Source organism: Bacteroides sp. LFL-34, assembly GCF_027257075.1.
Taxonomy (GTDB): domain Bacteria; phylum Bacteroidota; class Bacteroidia; order Bacteroidales; family Bacteroidaceae; genus Bacteroides; species Bacteroides ovatus.
Genome location: NZ_JAPQKZ010000075.1, coordinates 1 through 14,959, shown reverse-complemented (window position 1 = coordinate 14,959; position 14,959 = coordinate 1). Strand labels below are relative to the sequence as shown.

General features: G+C 31.2%; 17 protein-coding genes and 1 pseudogene. 2 read left to right on the top strand and 16 right to left on the bottom strand.

What is annotated here, in order from left to right:
- Positions 1 to 150 precede the first annotated feature (150 nt).
- The 7 genes and pseudogenes from N5O98_RS25805 to N5O98_RS25775 form a co-directional block, all read right to left on the bottom strand.
- A complete protein-coding gene (locus N5O98_RS25805; protein ID WP_004296945.1) occupies positions 151 to 1,263 on the bottom strand; it encodes an AraC family transcriptional regulator in 1,113 nt (370 codons plus the stop codon).
- 129 nt (positions 1,264 to 1,392) lie between these two features.
- Positions 1,393 to 1,746 (bottom strand): DUF1622 domain-containing protein, encoded by a 354-nt coding sequence (locus tag N5O98_RS25800; protein ID WP_004296944.1) that lies wholly within the window; start codon positions 1,744 to 1,746, stop codon positions 1,393 to 1,395.
- 341 nt (positions 1,747 to 2,087) lie between these two features.
- Positions 2,088 to 2,264 (bottom strand): annotated as a pseudogene (locus N5O98_RS25795) (GGGtGRT protein); the annotation flags it as partial.
- Positions 2,265 to 2,620: 356 nt separating this feature from the next.
- Positions 2,621 to 3,757 (bottom strand): hypothetical protein, encoded by a 1,137-nt coding sequence (locus N5O98_RS25790; protein ID WP_074911341.1) that lies wholly within the window; start codon positions 3,755 to 3,757, stop codon positions 2,621 to 2,623.
- 329 nt (positions 3,758 to 4,086) lie between these two features.
- Positions 4,087 to 4,968, bottom strand: coding sequence for a hypothetical protein (locus tag N5O98_RS25785; RefSeq protein ID WP_118161592.1), 882 nt, complete (start codon positions 4,966 to 4,968; stop codon positions 4,087 to 4,089).
- 536 nt (positions 4,969 to 5,504) lie between these two features.
- A complete protein-coding gene (locus N5O98_RS25780; RefSeq protein ID WP_134978877.1) occupies positions 5,505 to 5,759 on the bottom strand; it encodes a hypothetical protein in 255 nt (84 codons plus the stop codon).
- Positions 5,760 to 5,788: 29 nt separating this feature from the next.
- The gene (locus N5O98_RS25775; RefSeq protein ID WP_134978876.1) at positions 5,789 to 6,154 is read right to left on the bottom strand and encodes a hypothetical protein; all 366 of its coding nucleotides are present in this window, start codon (positions 6,152 to 6,154) and stop codon (positions 5,789 to 5,791) included.
- Between the two features lie 111 nt (positions 6,155 to 6,265).
- On the opposite strand from N5O98_RS25775, the gene N5O98_RS25770 reads away from it, so the two are divergent.
- Positions 6,266 to 6,595, top strand: coding sequence for a hypothetical protein (locus N5O98_RS25770; protein WP_147398962.1), 330 nt, complete (start codon positions 6,266 to 6,268; stop codon positions 6,593 to 6,595).
- An 18-nt stretch (positions 6,596 to 6,613) separates the two neighbouring features.
- Here N5O98_RS25770 and N5O98_RS25765 read toward each other — a convergent pair whose 3' ends face one another.
- Complete coding sequence (locus N5O98_RS25765; RefSeq protein ID WP_182423478.1) at positions 6,614 to 6,781, bottom strand: hypothetical protein; 168 nt, start codon at positions 6,779 to 6,781, stop codon at positions 6,614 to 6,616.
- Positions 6,782 to 6,791: 10 nt separating this feature from the next.
- The gene (locus tag N5O98_RS25760) at positions 6,792 to 8,075 is read right to left on the bottom strand and encodes a hypothetical protein (protein WP_149949078.1); all 1,284 of its coding nucleotides are present in this window, start codon (positions 8,073 to 8,075) and stop codon (positions 6,792 to 6,794) included.
- Between the two features lie 34 nt (positions 8,076 to 8,109).
- Here N5O98_RS25760 and N5O98_RS25755 point away from each other — a divergent pair, with 34 nt between their 5' ends.
- Complete coding sequence (locus tag N5O98_RS25755) at positions 8,110 to 8,367, top strand: HNH endonuclease signature motif containing protein (RefSeq protein WP_008777317.1); 258 nt, start codon at positions 8,110 to 8,112, stop codon at positions 8,365 to 8,367.
- On the opposite strand, the gene N5O98_RS25750 is transcribed toward N5O98_RS25755, so the two are convergent.
- From N5O98_RS25750 to N5O98_RS25720, 7 genes are all read right to left on the bottom strand, one after another.
- A complete protein-coding gene (locus tag N5O98_RS25750; RefSeq protein ID WP_269496154.1) occupies positions 8,364 to 8,615 on the bottom strand; it encodes a hypothetical protein in 252 nt (83 codons plus the stop codon). The two genes, N5O98_RS25755 and N5O98_RS25750, sit on opposite strands and share 4 nt — an antisense overlap.
- On the bottom strand, positions 8,612 to 9,109 hold the full coding sequence (locus N5O98_RS25745; RefSeq protein ID WP_118161599.1) for a hypothetical protein: 498 nt from the start codon (positions 9,107 to 9,109) through the stop codon (positions 8,612 to 8,614). The genes N5O98_RS25750 and N5O98_RS25745 overlap by 4 nt, the downstream gene beginning before the upstream one ends.
- Positions 9,110 to 9,114: 5 nt before the next feature.
- Positions 9,115 to 10,248, bottom strand: a complete 1,134-nt coding sequence (locus N5O98_RS25740) for a glucosaminidase domain-containing protein (protein ID WP_195664476.1) — start codon at positions 10,246 to 10,248, stop codon at positions 9,115 to 9,117.
- 8 nt (positions 10,249 to 10,256) lie between these two features.
- Positions 10,257 to 10,922, bottom strand: coding sequence for a hypothetical protein (locus tag N5O98_RS25735; RefSeq protein ID WP_374938878.1), 666 nt, complete (start codon positions 10,920 to 10,922; stop codon positions 10,257 to 10,259).
- A 57-nt stretch (positions 10,923 to 10,979) separates the two neighbouring features.
- Positions 10,980 to 12,977 (bottom strand): leucine-rich repeat domain-containing protein, encoded by a 1,998-nt coding sequence (locus N5O98_RS25730; RefSeq protein WP_182423482.1) that lies wholly within the window; start codon positions 12,975 to 12,977, stop codon positions 10,980 to 10,982.
- 216 nt (positions 12,978 to 13,193) lie between these two features.
- Positions 13,194 to 13,829, bottom strand: a complete 636-nt coding sequence (locus N5O98_RS25725) for a recombinase family protein (protein ID WP_007754395.1) — start codon at positions 13,827 to 13,829, stop codon at positions 13,194 to 13,196.
- A gap of 293 nt (positions 13,830 to 14,122) precedes the next feature.
- A partial coding sequence (locus N5O98_RS25720; RefSeq protein ID WP_269496151.1) for a DUF3871 family protein occupies positions 14,123 to 14,959 on the bottom strand: 837 nt, incomplete at its 5' end.

The window sequence follows — 14,959 nt, the reverse complement described above, 5'->3', positions numbered from 1 at the left end:
GAAAAACTTTATACCTAAAGATACGAAAACTTTGGGTAATAACAAAGCCCGGGCTTGAGAAAGTCTGGGCTTTGCGCATAAAAAAAGGCTGTGTCAGCGTTTTGACACAACCTCTTTTACTATTAAGAATTGTGCTTTTAAAAAAAGAAATTATTGTTCTACTCTTTGATTCTCAATGAATTTACTGGGTGATACACCATACTTTTCTGAAAAGTTACGATAGAAAGTTGCCCGGGAGGTGAAACCGCATGCAAACATCAGTTCTTTTACATTACTCTTTGGATTTTCGGCGGCTAACTGTCTGAAATATTCCAGTCGAAGATAATTAATGTATTCCCGGAAACCTGTAAAGCCCTGACTTTTGATTGCTGCTGAAATATCATGTTCCTGTTTATTCAGGGACTTGGCTAAAAGTTCTATATTATACCGTTGATCGGTATAGGGATGCTGTTCCTGAAGATAGGCTTCAATCGTTGAGAAGAGCGGGAGAGTAGGAGATGGCTTTCCAGCTTGTAGCATTATAGTGCTTTCCGTATTCTTTGCATTATGAATCATGTTTATATGGTTCGAAAACGGATTCTCATAACGTAAATATTGTATGGAGAATAAGACCGTAAAAACGATTGCCATAATGCCGAACAGATTGAAAACAAATTCATTGATATTTAGAGTGAACAAAATGTATATCCCTAAAAATACGAATAGAAAACCGATGAATAGATACATGTTATTATTTATCCTGCGGTAGGTCTTGTTATTCATCATCGGATAAATAAGAAGAACGAGTGGGGTAAAAACGGATAACAGGAATATGCAAACCCTAAGCTTGACATCTATTTGATGGATATTCGGAATAATTTCATCTATGGAGTGGATGGGAGTGATATTCCCATTGAAACCTAAATAACTGATTCCTACAGTTATCGTAATGATGGGTAATAATAGAAAAGTAAATATTCTGAAATGGTTCAGATAGCCCGGTGATAAAGAAGCGATAGGGAACAGGGCTACAATATTTGCTAAAGCATACCATTTGAGCATTTTCTCAATGTTGAGCAATTCTGTGAAGTTGTATTCCGGAGTGTCTGTGACAATTGTCAGCCATCCGATATTTTCCCATGAAAACATAATACCGATGCCGGTTGCTATAATTCCCCAATATAATTTCGGATAATTGTCTTTAGCACGTATAATAAGGATGATTCCTATAATTAACGCAATCAGATCAAGTGTAAGCTCAATAGATAGATGTGTAATTCCCATTTTTTTTGACGTGTTTCTATTCCTTGCCAGTCAGTGTGTAAATCTTTCCCGTACAAAGGTAGGTAAAATAGAAATATCAGGCAATAAAAAAGATATGGCTTTGGAGAAACTTAGTTGTGCGGCGATATGCTATATTTCTTTCGCTGAATCATTTTCGGCCAATTCTTTGATCTCTTTATTCAAAAATACAGAAAGCACAGTTCTTACTACAACCACTCCACCCAGGATTGCCAATTCGTCCAACGTTGGATCAACCACAGTTTTTAGTATGTCGGAAGCAATTAGAAATTCCAATCCAAGCAAAAGGTAAGTGCCAAAATCCGCCCTCAACTGCCGTATATTGTTAACCGTATATGTTCCGTTGAATCGTTTTATTTCATTGCGTAAAAAGGCGATGAAGCAGACTAATACTCCGTAAGTGACAATTAGCAGACTAATAACACTGATAATAGTGGCAAGTGTATTTAAGAATGTGAGTAGCATTGTTGTATAATGTTTTAGTATCTGTTATGTAAACAGGCGAAGTCATACAAAAGTTCTCGAATTAGCTACATTATTTGCTCTTACAGGTTTATATTTGTATATTCAAGTTAAAAGCTACCTATTTGTCCAGTTTAAATAGTGTCTGGAGGGTATTCAAAGTGGGTTGAAAGTGGATGTAAATCAAACACTGATTGGTACAAAGGAGAAAGAAAAGATGATATGGTTTATATGAAGTAATACATTTCTGAATAAATTTATCCATATCAAATTATTACAAATAAAAAGAACTCCTGTAATCGTTAAGATTACAGGAATTCTTTATCTATATAAAGTAACCTGAATTACTTACCTAAAGCCTGAGCAACATCAACCGCACAAGCTACTGTACAACCTACCATCGGGTTGTTACCAATTCCCAGGAATCCCATCATTTCTACGTGAGCAGGAACTGATGAAGAACCAGCGAACTGTGCATCAGAGTGCATACGACCCATCGTATCCGTCATACCATAAGAAGCCGCAATATAGTATCCCTGTAATCACTTACTATTATTTGATAAATAGTTGTTTTACAGTCTAATAATAAAATATTTTAAAGAACTCTCCTGTTAATATATTACTGTTTATTGTTATGTGGTCGTGAATAAGTCACGGACAAAACATTTCATAGTTATTATTAATGCATACAAAGATATTCAAATTTAATCTATTATAAAAATATTAATGATGATATTTACTGTAACTTTCTTGTGTTGTTATCGCAATCAAGAATTAGTAAATGACATAATATATAGAAATGTATTCCAAAAATTTATAGTATTTTGAAAAAAAGTTCTTGATATTGAAAATATACATTCTTTTGAAAATAGGCACTTTATTCGATATTATCCCAAAAAGGGTCATATTTGTCATTCTCATAAATGTCATCTATGTCGTTGTGCATTGCGTAAAATGCATCCCTTTGGTTATCTTTCTCATCATCTTCTCTATAGTCATAATTATTATAGTTTTCATCAAGAACATAGTACTTGTTTAGTTCATTTTTTGTCTTCCATTTCAACCATTTACTTTTTTCTTCTTTTAGCTTTTGATAATCTTTGTCTGTTTTACACAAATCATACTCTTCTATTTCAAAAAACTTTTCTCTATTTATTTCTTGAAATTTAATCCAGTGTTCTAGCTTATAACAATCTCTATTGTCATCAAAGTCATTATTATAATCATCAATATATTCAATATCATGATTGTATCTATCCCACTCAGGTAAACTTTCATATTTATATTGGTCAGGAGAAAATATTTCAAAAAATAAATTTCTTATTTTTTGTCCTCCATTATACAATACACATATATTGTTTACATCAATAAAATGAGAGAATTGGGGTTCCTTAGTATAATATGCCATATTCATATCAAACAGTTCACTTCCCTCTTTACTTAAATAATAATTTTCTTTATTCTCTTCTGCATTAACAATTTTGTCCTTTATAATTTGTAATAAACTCTTTAATTTCGATATATTATCTATTTTCCATCCACCTCTATGCTTTTTTAAATATAAATCAACAATATGAGACAAATCGTTTGAGGTATCATAAAAATAACTTCCTATTGGACAATCGCTAAATATGCATTTTCTTTGATTAATAGTAGGAGATAATAAAGCCGTTATTTCTTCTCGTAACATTATATTGTAATACCAAACATAATGAATTAAATTCTCTACTCCCACAACTTTACCTGTAGAAGAACAAATTCTATTCAACATTTTTCCAAATGAAGTTTCATGGTCTCCTTTTCTGTATTCTAACGTATATCCTCTATTTACAGTTGAGTTGGCTAATTTAATGAGATATCTTACTTGAGGAAATTTACCTTTATAAAAGTTTCTCAAAGCCACACTTCCTAAATTCATCCTTGCATCAATAATTTCATCAACCTTACAATAATTCATTAATTTCTCTAATGAATTAAATGTAAATCCGTTTATGTCTACTAAAAATATGTTCATGTTTATTTTATTGAATTACAATACAAATATATAAAATAACCTTGTAAATACTCATGGTAAAATAAAAAATAGCAAAATACCATTTCATTTTGTATATAATTGAGCTTTCCAAATACCTGTTACTGAATCTATTCCTAATAAAGCCATAACACATATTAAAAATGTATCTATCATTAATGGTGCTTGTATACACATTATAGTACAATATATAAGTACTACAACTGCAACAAACCACCCTATTACTCCACACACTCTTTTAGACGAGATTCCAGAATGTGAAGTAAACATTTGTCTTACGAAAGTTATGAATCTCATTTATTCATGAGCATTTAATTTAAAGCTGCTGTATCAAGTGTAAAAGTTACATACCACCAATATAAATCATCTGCATTGTCTATTCCAACTTCTAATAATTGAGACCAATTTACTCCTTTATATTTCCTTAAGTTTTTAAGCACATTTAGAACATCTTCCATAGAATTAATAATACATCCTTCAGCCCCATTTGTTCCATTGCTAATTGTCATATAAACTTGTAATTTAGATTTACCTCTAGGAACAACGGCAAACCTTTCATAACGGTCTTTTATATTTAAAATAATATCCTCTATATATCCTAGAACATTATCTTGCAAAGGTTTACCAGTAAGATTACACATTTTTAAGTTTTTGGGAGTTTTCTCATAATATAAATTCTTTAAGGCTCCAAGTGTATCATACCAAGTGCCAGAGTTAAACAGTTTAATTACTTGTTTACGTTCCTCCTCATTATAAGGACTCCACCTATTCCCAAATCCTCTACTGGTTCTATCATTGTATGTTTCTGTTCCCGATTGTACTATATAGTCAATGATATCATCCAAATTAGATTCTATTATTTCAGTAGCATAGTCTAAGGGATACTTTCCGTCAACTACTTTAGTAGTATCAGTATCAAGAATGGGATATTCTTCGTATGAGAACAACAGTCCTCTAGTTTTAGGAGTAGAGAATATATGAGCATTAGTGTCAAATAAGAATCCATCAGCATAATGCTCTATTCCCGTTAATGTATCAATACAGAATTGTTTTATCTTGTCTCTTTGTGCCTTTAATGATTCCTCTATTTTATTGCAATCAAATTGCAAGTTTATAGAGTTTTCATCAAAATAGAAAATAAACCACTTGTAAGAATCTAAATCGTTCAAAGTTTTAACCTTTTCATTTTCCATAATTCATTTGTTTAATTATTAATTTATAATTATCTTTTTATATATTTGTAACGTATATCTCCACCTTCCTATCAAGTAATAACTGAACAAGTATCTACTAGATTAATTAGTTATTAACTTCTAAATGGAAAGTAATGGAATATACGTTACAAACAATTTTGAAGAAGCCTGTTCTTGTACACGCATACAAACGTACAAGATTTGGCAAAGTCGAGTTCGTGAGAGAACATCGAAGAAGATTACCTCGTAGGTAAATTTAGTTGGTTTTTAGTTACAAGATTATTTCAATCAAGTAGATGTAACAGTAAAGGTGGTACTGCAATACCACCTTTTTTTATTAATCTTAGAAAATAATCATATCTTTGCATAGATAATCATAAACATAGTCCCTCGCAAACATTATGAGATAATTAATAGTCCACGAGATTAATTAGTTATTCACGGTTCTAGCGGGAACTGGACTACTTTTATTTCTACAAAGTTACTAATTTTTAATAAGTTAACCCAATGATATGTGTTAAAATTAGTTACCACGCTTAATTGTTTAATATCTTTGTAAGCTCTTTTAAATTATGTTCTAAAACCTTCCTATTGGCAATAACCCCAACCTCATTAACTATTATTGCATCTAACTCCGTATTATCTGGATTATCTGCTAAATACTTGTACTCTTCTATCATGTCCCAATTTAAATGCGGGACAGTTAATATAAACGAGACTTCTTTATTTATCCCAAGTGAGCAAGCTGCATCATAGGGATGCTTTGATGTTATATAAATCCATTTGTTCATATTTATTCATTTCTTATATTCTTGGAAAGTCATCTATTATTGGTCCCCCCATCTTCTTCTGGAATCTCCTGAGACCATTCTTGTAATATTTCTCCATTGATAATTTTGATGCCTTCTATATGAAAATTATCTTTGTCATAACTATAATTTTCTACTTTATGAAGCAGATTAAAGAACTCATCCGATTTAGAGATGTCTCTATGTTTTATAAAAAAGTAGTGTGGAAGAGGTATAGTAACTTCGCACCATTTATCTATATTTTCTCTGAAAGAAGCTATAGATTTCGGGCACTTATTATCACAGTACTCTAATAACCAACTTGCCAATATAAGTAAGTCTTCTTTATTTATACTTGGATTCTTTTTTAAGATTATGTCAATTTCATTCATAGCCATTTACCATAGTGTTAATGATAGGAATACCTAATGTAGATATTCCCCCATATTTTGTAGTATCAATAATTATTCGCATCTTTGTGCCATTGTTTAACTTTAATTTGTAAGATTATGATGAAGATTCCACGCTTGTCTAATATGGTTGTTGTAAGACATGCAGTAAATACCACTGAAGATGAACCCAAAGAAGGCGGCTCATGGATAAACTACTGGAAGGCACACATGCCTTATCAGCCGCCTAAATTCTGCCCTTGCTGCAAGAAGATATTTACTAGTGATAATCCTGTCGTTGGTGGACATGTTAATAGAATCTTTGAACAAGACTTTGTTAAACGTGAATATATCGTTCCAGTATGTGATACATGTAATAAGAGATATAAAGGGACTAAAGCTAGTAAGATATTCTTTGTACCTAAAGCATACTTGTGCTATGTCCCCTAGTAATTATGAAGCTCATAGTTATACTTCTATGGGCTCTTTTAGTAATTCATCTCCATGCTCTACCATGCTGTTGCCAATAGTAGCATAATAAAATATCTCATTAACTTCATCTTCGGTTAATCTTCCTTCTTGGTATATAGGCTGTAATATTCCTATTAACTTCTCTACTACTTGTTCATCAGTCATATTTATCATTTTATTTATTCCATTCTGTACTTGTATCTTTCCATGTGTATTCATCTGATATACTATCATCTTCATTCTCCTTTATTTTCTGTACCTTACTTGCAGTAATTGAGGGAACTATAGACCAACCATATTTATTAAATTGTTTAAGAAACAATTCCTTGTCTTTTAATAAATGATTATATAATACCTGTAGATTTAATAATGGATTACTTCCATTCCCTTTAGACAAAAATGTTTTATTAATAAGTTCTTCTAATTCATTTAAATCCTTAAAATTAGGTACTCCAGATTTGCCTGCCCGTTGCTGCATTTCTATTAGTGGATGTAAATTTGAATTAAATTCACTAGGTTGTGTCAAGTACTTATATTTATTAATAATTCCCTCTACAGATGCGCTTGGATATGCTTCCTTTACGCTTTTCACAAAGTCATCTTGGGATACTATATTATCCCTCATTAACTCCTGTAATCTAGGTGTTTGCTGTCTAAACACCTCATATTCTGTTGCAGACATATTTGGTTTCATTAAAATTGCATTATAATTTTCTATTCCATGCTTAAACTCATGCCCTACAGTAGCTGCTGGGTCTTTTTTGAGCACATCAAAATAGTAATGTTTGTAATCTTGTTCAGTCAATGCTTTACTAGAGGGAAACGATTGAGAACTAGTTATAATGTCTCCAGTTGCATCTATATCGCCTTTTACCCTAGACTTAAGATTTATATTACCTTCTTTATAAGCTTGTACAAAGTCATTAGTGGCTTTAGTATATTTCGTACCTAACTTCGCATCAATATCAGATATTCGTTGTTTTGTAGCTGGATTCATTAAATACTCAATAAAGTTTCTAGCATTGTAAGAAACATCTTGAGACCCTGCCATTATAGGAGAAGTATTAATAAATGCATCCTTAGACAAGTTGTTCCTAACAGCATTTCTAGCTATCCTCTTACCAGCATACTTCAATCCTCTACCAACTATACTTCCAACACCAGTACCTAAGCCCACATAATCTGTAAAAGTAAGGAATCCATTCAAATTATGCAAACCTTCTTCTGTATTCTTAGCTTGCATATAATCTTTATATGCTTTATCGGCTTTCTCACGACTTTGTGATTTCTCCCATTCACTTCTATTATCTTGACTTATTTCAGAATAAGTTGGAGTATATTGTTGCTTTATAGGCTCTTGAATTTGAGGTCTATAATCTTTGATAGCATCTCTTCTCTGAACTCTATCACCTCTTTGATATTTAATTATCTTACAATTTATATAATCAGTTGTTTTCATTATATTTGCATATTATTAATTTAAATCTATAGTTATGCAGATTAGACCCAAACACAGACCTCAATGGACAGAAGAAGAATTAGATGTTATATTTTCTAAAGCCACTTTAGTACTGGGTGAACTTCGCAAAGATGCCAGTGGTGTGTATATACATCGTGATGCTTATGGTAAGGCTGAACATCCTTTGGGTTGGGAAGTAGACCATATTAAACCTATTTCTGAAGGTGGAACTAATGAGCTTAGTAACTTACGTCCATTAAATATCCCTGCTAACAGAGGAAGGAATAACTAATTCCTTCCATGTCTCTCTAAGTGACAATTATAGAACTTTAGAAATTCAGGTTCTTCTACTTGGTAATACCATTCTATCATCTTATCAATAGCATGGCAGGCTTTTTCATTGTCTATATGCTCTTTACATTCTGGCTTAAATAATCCATTGCATTGTTCCTTTAATGGGCAATTGTAATCTTTACTTACCCAACACTGTTTCTTATCTACATCCTTATTATAATAATAATTTAATTGTTCATCAGTCATAATTCATTTTCATTTATAATTATTGTATCACATTCTATCTCATTACTACTTATTTGCCAATACCCATACAGTTTATATTCATTCTTTCCCATTTCTATTTGATAATACAATGAGGTATATCTGCCTTTAAATGGATATATACTATCACCCAATTGTTCTACTATAATTTTACCATTTCTTTTATACTGAATATAACTTTTATAGAACTTCATAGTTCCTCCAAAATCTTCATAACTATATACCCGTAGTTTTTTATCAGGAGATTGTATTATATTAAACTTTCCATTTCTTTTTAAATCATGAAAGGGGTATGTAAACGAATTAGAATCATTTAAACAGACCTGTAATAAAGAATCAAATCTTTCTTTATATTTTTCATCCCTTTCATTATTCTTGGCATCGAATAGAATGTTCAATTCCTTCTCTAGTATTGAAATCTTTTGCTCATTTTGACATGAGGAAACAAGCAATATAAGTAGTATAATAGTTCTCATAATCTTTAATAGTGAAAATAGTTATCTATCCTATGTTTATATCTTCCAGAATCAAAATACCTTTTACCTGTATTTTTAGATTTATATGTAACTTTAGATTCTTCTCTAATCTTATCAATATCTCCTTTAGCTATACCTTCAAATAAGTTATCATAATCGTATAATCCATTCTTCAATTGCCAATACATATCTAATAATCCTTCTTTAATTTGTGGACTAATAGTATCAGCATTATTATTGGTTACACTGTTTAATTTTGCATCTAAGTGTGGAATTTCTTTTCTAAGCCTCTCAAGCATTATTGCATCAAGTTCTTCTTTAGTCATTCCATTTGCTGCTTTCTTTTTAAACTCTGCTGTTTGCATATCTAAGTCATATCCTGGACCTATATCAGTGTTTCCGTTTGCAGTTTTAAATGGATAATATAAATTACCTCTTAATCCTTTATTTTTAGGATTTTCAAACTTCCACATATTAGTATTAACTTTTTCTAAACTAGGAGGAGCTTTAGTTAAATCTATATTCTGATTTAATCCTAGTATTTGTCCTATAATTGGATTTACATTACCAAGAAGCATAGAAGCAACAGCACTAGGAGCATATTCTTTAGCAACATCTACAACATTAATAGGTTCCTTAGGTTCTTCTTTAGGAAGAACTTCTTTAACTTTATTAATAACTTTGGTTACTAATCCATCCTTCGCCTTAATAGTTCCTCCACTTTCTAATTGCTCGCTTCGCGGAGTTACTGAAGTTTCTGGTTTAGGTTTGTAAGACTTATATCTACTCCAATCAAAACCAATCAGCTCTTCATTATGAGCATCTGATTTCTCTTGTCTAAATCGTCTTAATATCCTAGCTCTTAACTCTCCTGCATTTTGCAGCTTTGGAATCTTCATTCCTACTTGAGCTTTAGCTATCTGATTATATACATTAGATAATGCTTTCTTATAATTGGGGTCAGTTGCATATCCACCTTTAACTACTCTATCAATAAAGTCTCCAGTGAAGGCATTGTATCTTTTATTATTTAATAATGATACATGATAATTAGCATAATCATCTATATCTTTAAAGTCTCTAAAACTGTCATTTATATAGACACCAATGAAAGATATATCTTCAATTCGTAACACCATTGTTTTTATTACTTATTTATTGAGATATATTTGAATATATTGGGTAAAAGCTTCTCTACCTCTTTTCTTCTTGAATCTGTATATTGCAACTTCACTGTTACAATAATATCACGTTCATAAGCTTTTTTACAAATAGCTTTACTATAAAAACATCTACCACCCTTAGTATTACCTTCAATAATATAACTATGGTCTGTAATATCTTTCTTTTCAATAATACTACCTTGTTCTACTTCTGAATCAATCATTATATCAAACCATTCATGAAGCGAATAATCATCTTTAAAAACATCGAAGTAAGTAGCATATACATTCAAACAGATTGTACTATCTTCATTTACGAAATGATTGCCATTACTTAAATCTGATTCTTCTCCATGCGTAAAGCTAGAGGGATATACCAAAAAATAATCAAAAGTCCTATTCCAATAAAACCTTGTATCATCATATTGGTATATCCCATTTCTGTAATCAATCAATTTCACACCTTTTACTCCTAATACCGAATCCACCCATTGCAAATGCTTAGCTTCTGATATATCCAAAGTAGGATGATTATCATATATAGATAGGCTGTCAATAGTAGCTTGTGTATTACTATCCTTTTTACTAGTACAAGATAGTAATAAAACTAACACCCACATACTATATATAAATTGCAAGATATAGTTCATAATATTCAATATTGTATAATTACTATTCCAAAGCTAGAACTCTTATTTTTAGGGAAATTATGATATTAGTTTTATTATATTTTGAGCCGTTTTATATAGGGCAATATCGGTAGCAATACTATATTCATAATTTACTGTTTCATGCCAAATTTTTAAAGCAATAAGAGCGCCCATTTTTGTTAAGAGTTGCTTGAAACCAAATAAGGTGTTTGGTGTCATTGCAACTATTTTAAAATCAGCAGCATTTGGTGCAACTCCTCTTAGTTTTGATAATTCGCATAAAATCTTTAAATTAGAAGTCTTTTTTATTTTGTCATATAAATTGTCATATTGCATTTCTCCTCTTTGATAAACAAATTCGTTTTTACATTTATCGAAAAAAGTATCAAACATGGATACTGACAATTGCTTATTCGTAATAGGTTGTTGCAAAAATTGTATTTCTTCTTTTATAAAGTGTTTCCATTGTTCATTTTCCTTATATGCTTTAAGGCAGCAAGATTTTGTATGTAATTCGCAGTCTTGTAGATTTATCCCATCAAATGTTGTAACATGTACATAGGGTGGTTTGAGTGCCAAACAGTATATTTCTACTAAATTACAACAATTAGCAAAGGCTTTTTCTCCTATAACTTTTACATTCTCTCCAATTTTTATATACTTGAGACTAGAGCAATCTTTAAATACATTTTTTTCAATTTCTTTTATCTGATTTGTCAATTCAAAACGAAATAATCTTTCACAAGAACAAAAAGCTCCTTCATGGATAAATTCAAGACTATTAGACATTTCTACCTCGTATAAATTATTACATAATGCGAAGCTGTATCTATCTATTTCGATAACGGAACTAGGTAATGATATTTTTTCTAATTTGATACATCCAGAAAAAGAAGATATTCCAATTCGACGTAAATTCTTTCCTAATTTTATATGAGATAAATTCTGGCAACACTCAAATGCAGATGCACCTATTTCAACCACTCCTCCAATATCTACAGTTTCTAAATATTCACATTCTGCAAAAGCACTTTTACCAATTGTTTTTGTTACAGACGGAATCATAACACTTTCTATTTTATTGTTCTGATAAAAAATGTAGTCAGGAACAGACTCAACATCTTTAAATATGACAGAAAAACGCTCATTCTCTTTGTTAAAATAGAGGAAATAGTCATCATAGTTAATACGATTTAGATTAGGACATTCGGAATAAAAAGCAAATGATGCTTTACCATGCAATCTTATTTCTTTTAATTTAGGACAAGAATAAATTCCCCCAAATTCATTAGTAAATACAGTATCATATATGTCTAAATATTCTAGTTGTTCCAGTTTATAAAGATATACATTCGAAGGTGTATAAGAGTTGAAGACAGCATTTACAGGTATATATAAAGAGGTAATATAAAGACACTCAGACAAAGCGTCAGAATCAATTCGGGTTACTCCTGAAGGAATAATATATACACCTTTTTTGGCGAATGGAACAGAAATCAATCTCGTTTGACTTTTGTTAAATAGAACACCGTCTTTTGAGGAGAAGTGCCTATTATTTTCTGATACTATGAACTCTTCAAGTTGCCTACAACCATTAAAAGGAGAATAACATTGGTCATTCCAACTTCCACCATCACAATAAAAATCATCAACGTTAAAAATATCAGTAACATACTCGGAAATAACAATAGATTTCAGATAAGTGCAATTTTGAAAAGCAGCATCACCAATATGAGTAATATTTCTAGGCAATATTATAGACAATAAATTGCAACATCCCGAAAACATATAATCTCCAATTTCATTTTCACATGTTTCTAGGTCTATTTCATAATGATAAATATAGCTCCCACCTCCATTAAGTATACTAGTATTTAATAAATCTAGATGTACTCGATTATGTTGAGGTGATGATAGAATTTTTCGTAAATATCTTATATCATCTCCGTTTAAGTAACCTGATAATTGTAAGTATTGAATCTCTTTTATTGTAGTATTACCCAATAACTCTTTTAGAGTGCCTGCGTTTTGTATATTAATAGATAATTGTTCCATTAGCATTTTGTTAATTAACGAGATTATATACTTTGCAAATATATTAATATAAATTCAATATACTCAAAAAATATCGTGATAAAAAAAGCTAATTATAAATACCATTTGACTACATTAAAGTATAGACATTTATAAATCCATGGTAGTGGAAAAATTCAAGACCACCCGTATAAAAACTAAATCTCTGAATTTTTCCACCCCACCGATATTTTATGATTATGGCTTTATAAACTGATTTTTTATCCGTTGAACGGTGGAAATACCAATACTTTGTAGCTTAGCTATATTTCTGATTGAATAGCCTTTTCTTAGTAAAGCAATGACTTCTTTATATTCTTCTTTCTTCTTATCATCCGTTTTGGTTGAACCTGTCTTTCTGCCAAGTTTACCACCTTTAGCAATATAATTCGCTCTACCACTATTCAAACGATATTGGATATTGCTTCTTTCGATATTTGCCATTTCTGCAAGTACTGTCACCATGATAGAAGCTATTGGATTAACTTCCCCATTTGGTTGCAAAGTATATAAGCCCAAGTTCTGTATGTAAACCGATACTTTCGATTCATGCAATATATCCAAAGAGCGAAGAACCTGTAATGTACTTCTTCCTAGTCTTGACAATTCAGACAAAAGTAGAATATTCACAGATTCACGTTTACAGTATTCCAAACATTCTCCTAAAATCTGTCTTTCCTCTATTTTCTTTGCACCTGAAATATGCTCCTGGAATATATTCACAATTTCTATATCCTGTGAGATAGCATATTTCTTTAAATCCTCTATTTGTCTGCTTGTGTCCTGTCTGTCATTACTTGAAGAAACACGAGCGTATATTACGGCTGTTTTCATTTTATTCTTTGATTAAATTGATAACATGAAAGAATGTGTTCAAACCACCTTTGCAGATTTATTTGAACACATTCCTGTTTTGAACACAATAAGTAGTTAATGACGATTATTCGCTTCCTCAATATCCCATAAACCTATAAAAATCACAAGCCATATCAACGGCACACACGCACTAATCATAGCCAATACCACAAAAAAGAGCCAAACAAGTATCTTATAATAAAACATGATTCTTTGTTTTACGCAGTTAATAAAATAGGAGAATACCCATTTCTGAATATTCCCCTGTTTAATCAATCAATAAACCACTTATATTTAGTGTCTCCATGCAAAGCGGCATTTATTCCCGTTGCTATTTCGGTTGCATTTACCGCTCTATCCAAGAATGAATCTATATAACTGCTTTTATTTGCTCCTGTCAATAGATTGTACAATTTCCACATACTAATATCATTCCCCAAGCTCCCAAAATTCTTATCATTGATATATGCTTTTGCAACTGTATTTATTTGTGAATCAGTGATAAGCATTTTAGGAATATCCTTCTGATAGCCTTGTGGCAATGATTGATAAAGTCTAATTTTACCAAGTAATTGGCAAAATTGATGTTCTGTGAGATATGAGTTACTAAGTGTTTGCATTAAATGTAGATGTTTTGCAGGTTGATAACTCTGAAACATTTCTAATACAGCCCGATATAAATCTTTGGTATTAGTAACTTCCAAGCAACTAAGAAAACCGTCTGTTGATACACACAAATTTGTGCATACTTTACAAATAAAGCCTATAAATACTTTAAATCGCTCTGCTCCTTTCTTTGAATAAAGATTAGTGTGATTATAAGCACGAACACCACCAATAGTTAATATTAACTTATTCCCGTTCACCGTTTCGTAAATCGTAGGAATCTGAATAATAAAAGCACATCTTTCGTAGTAGATAGTCTTATCACTTTCAAGAAGTTGATTTGCAGGTTTATGTATTGCCTCTGGTATACGACCCTTAATAACATGACTTACACGAATATCGGGCTTATCAATGCTTTCACCACTGAAAAACGTATTTGCAGCGTCATAAACAGTATCAATAAATGCAGGGTGAGGAATTGTAAGCTCATTGTCTTTGGCGAA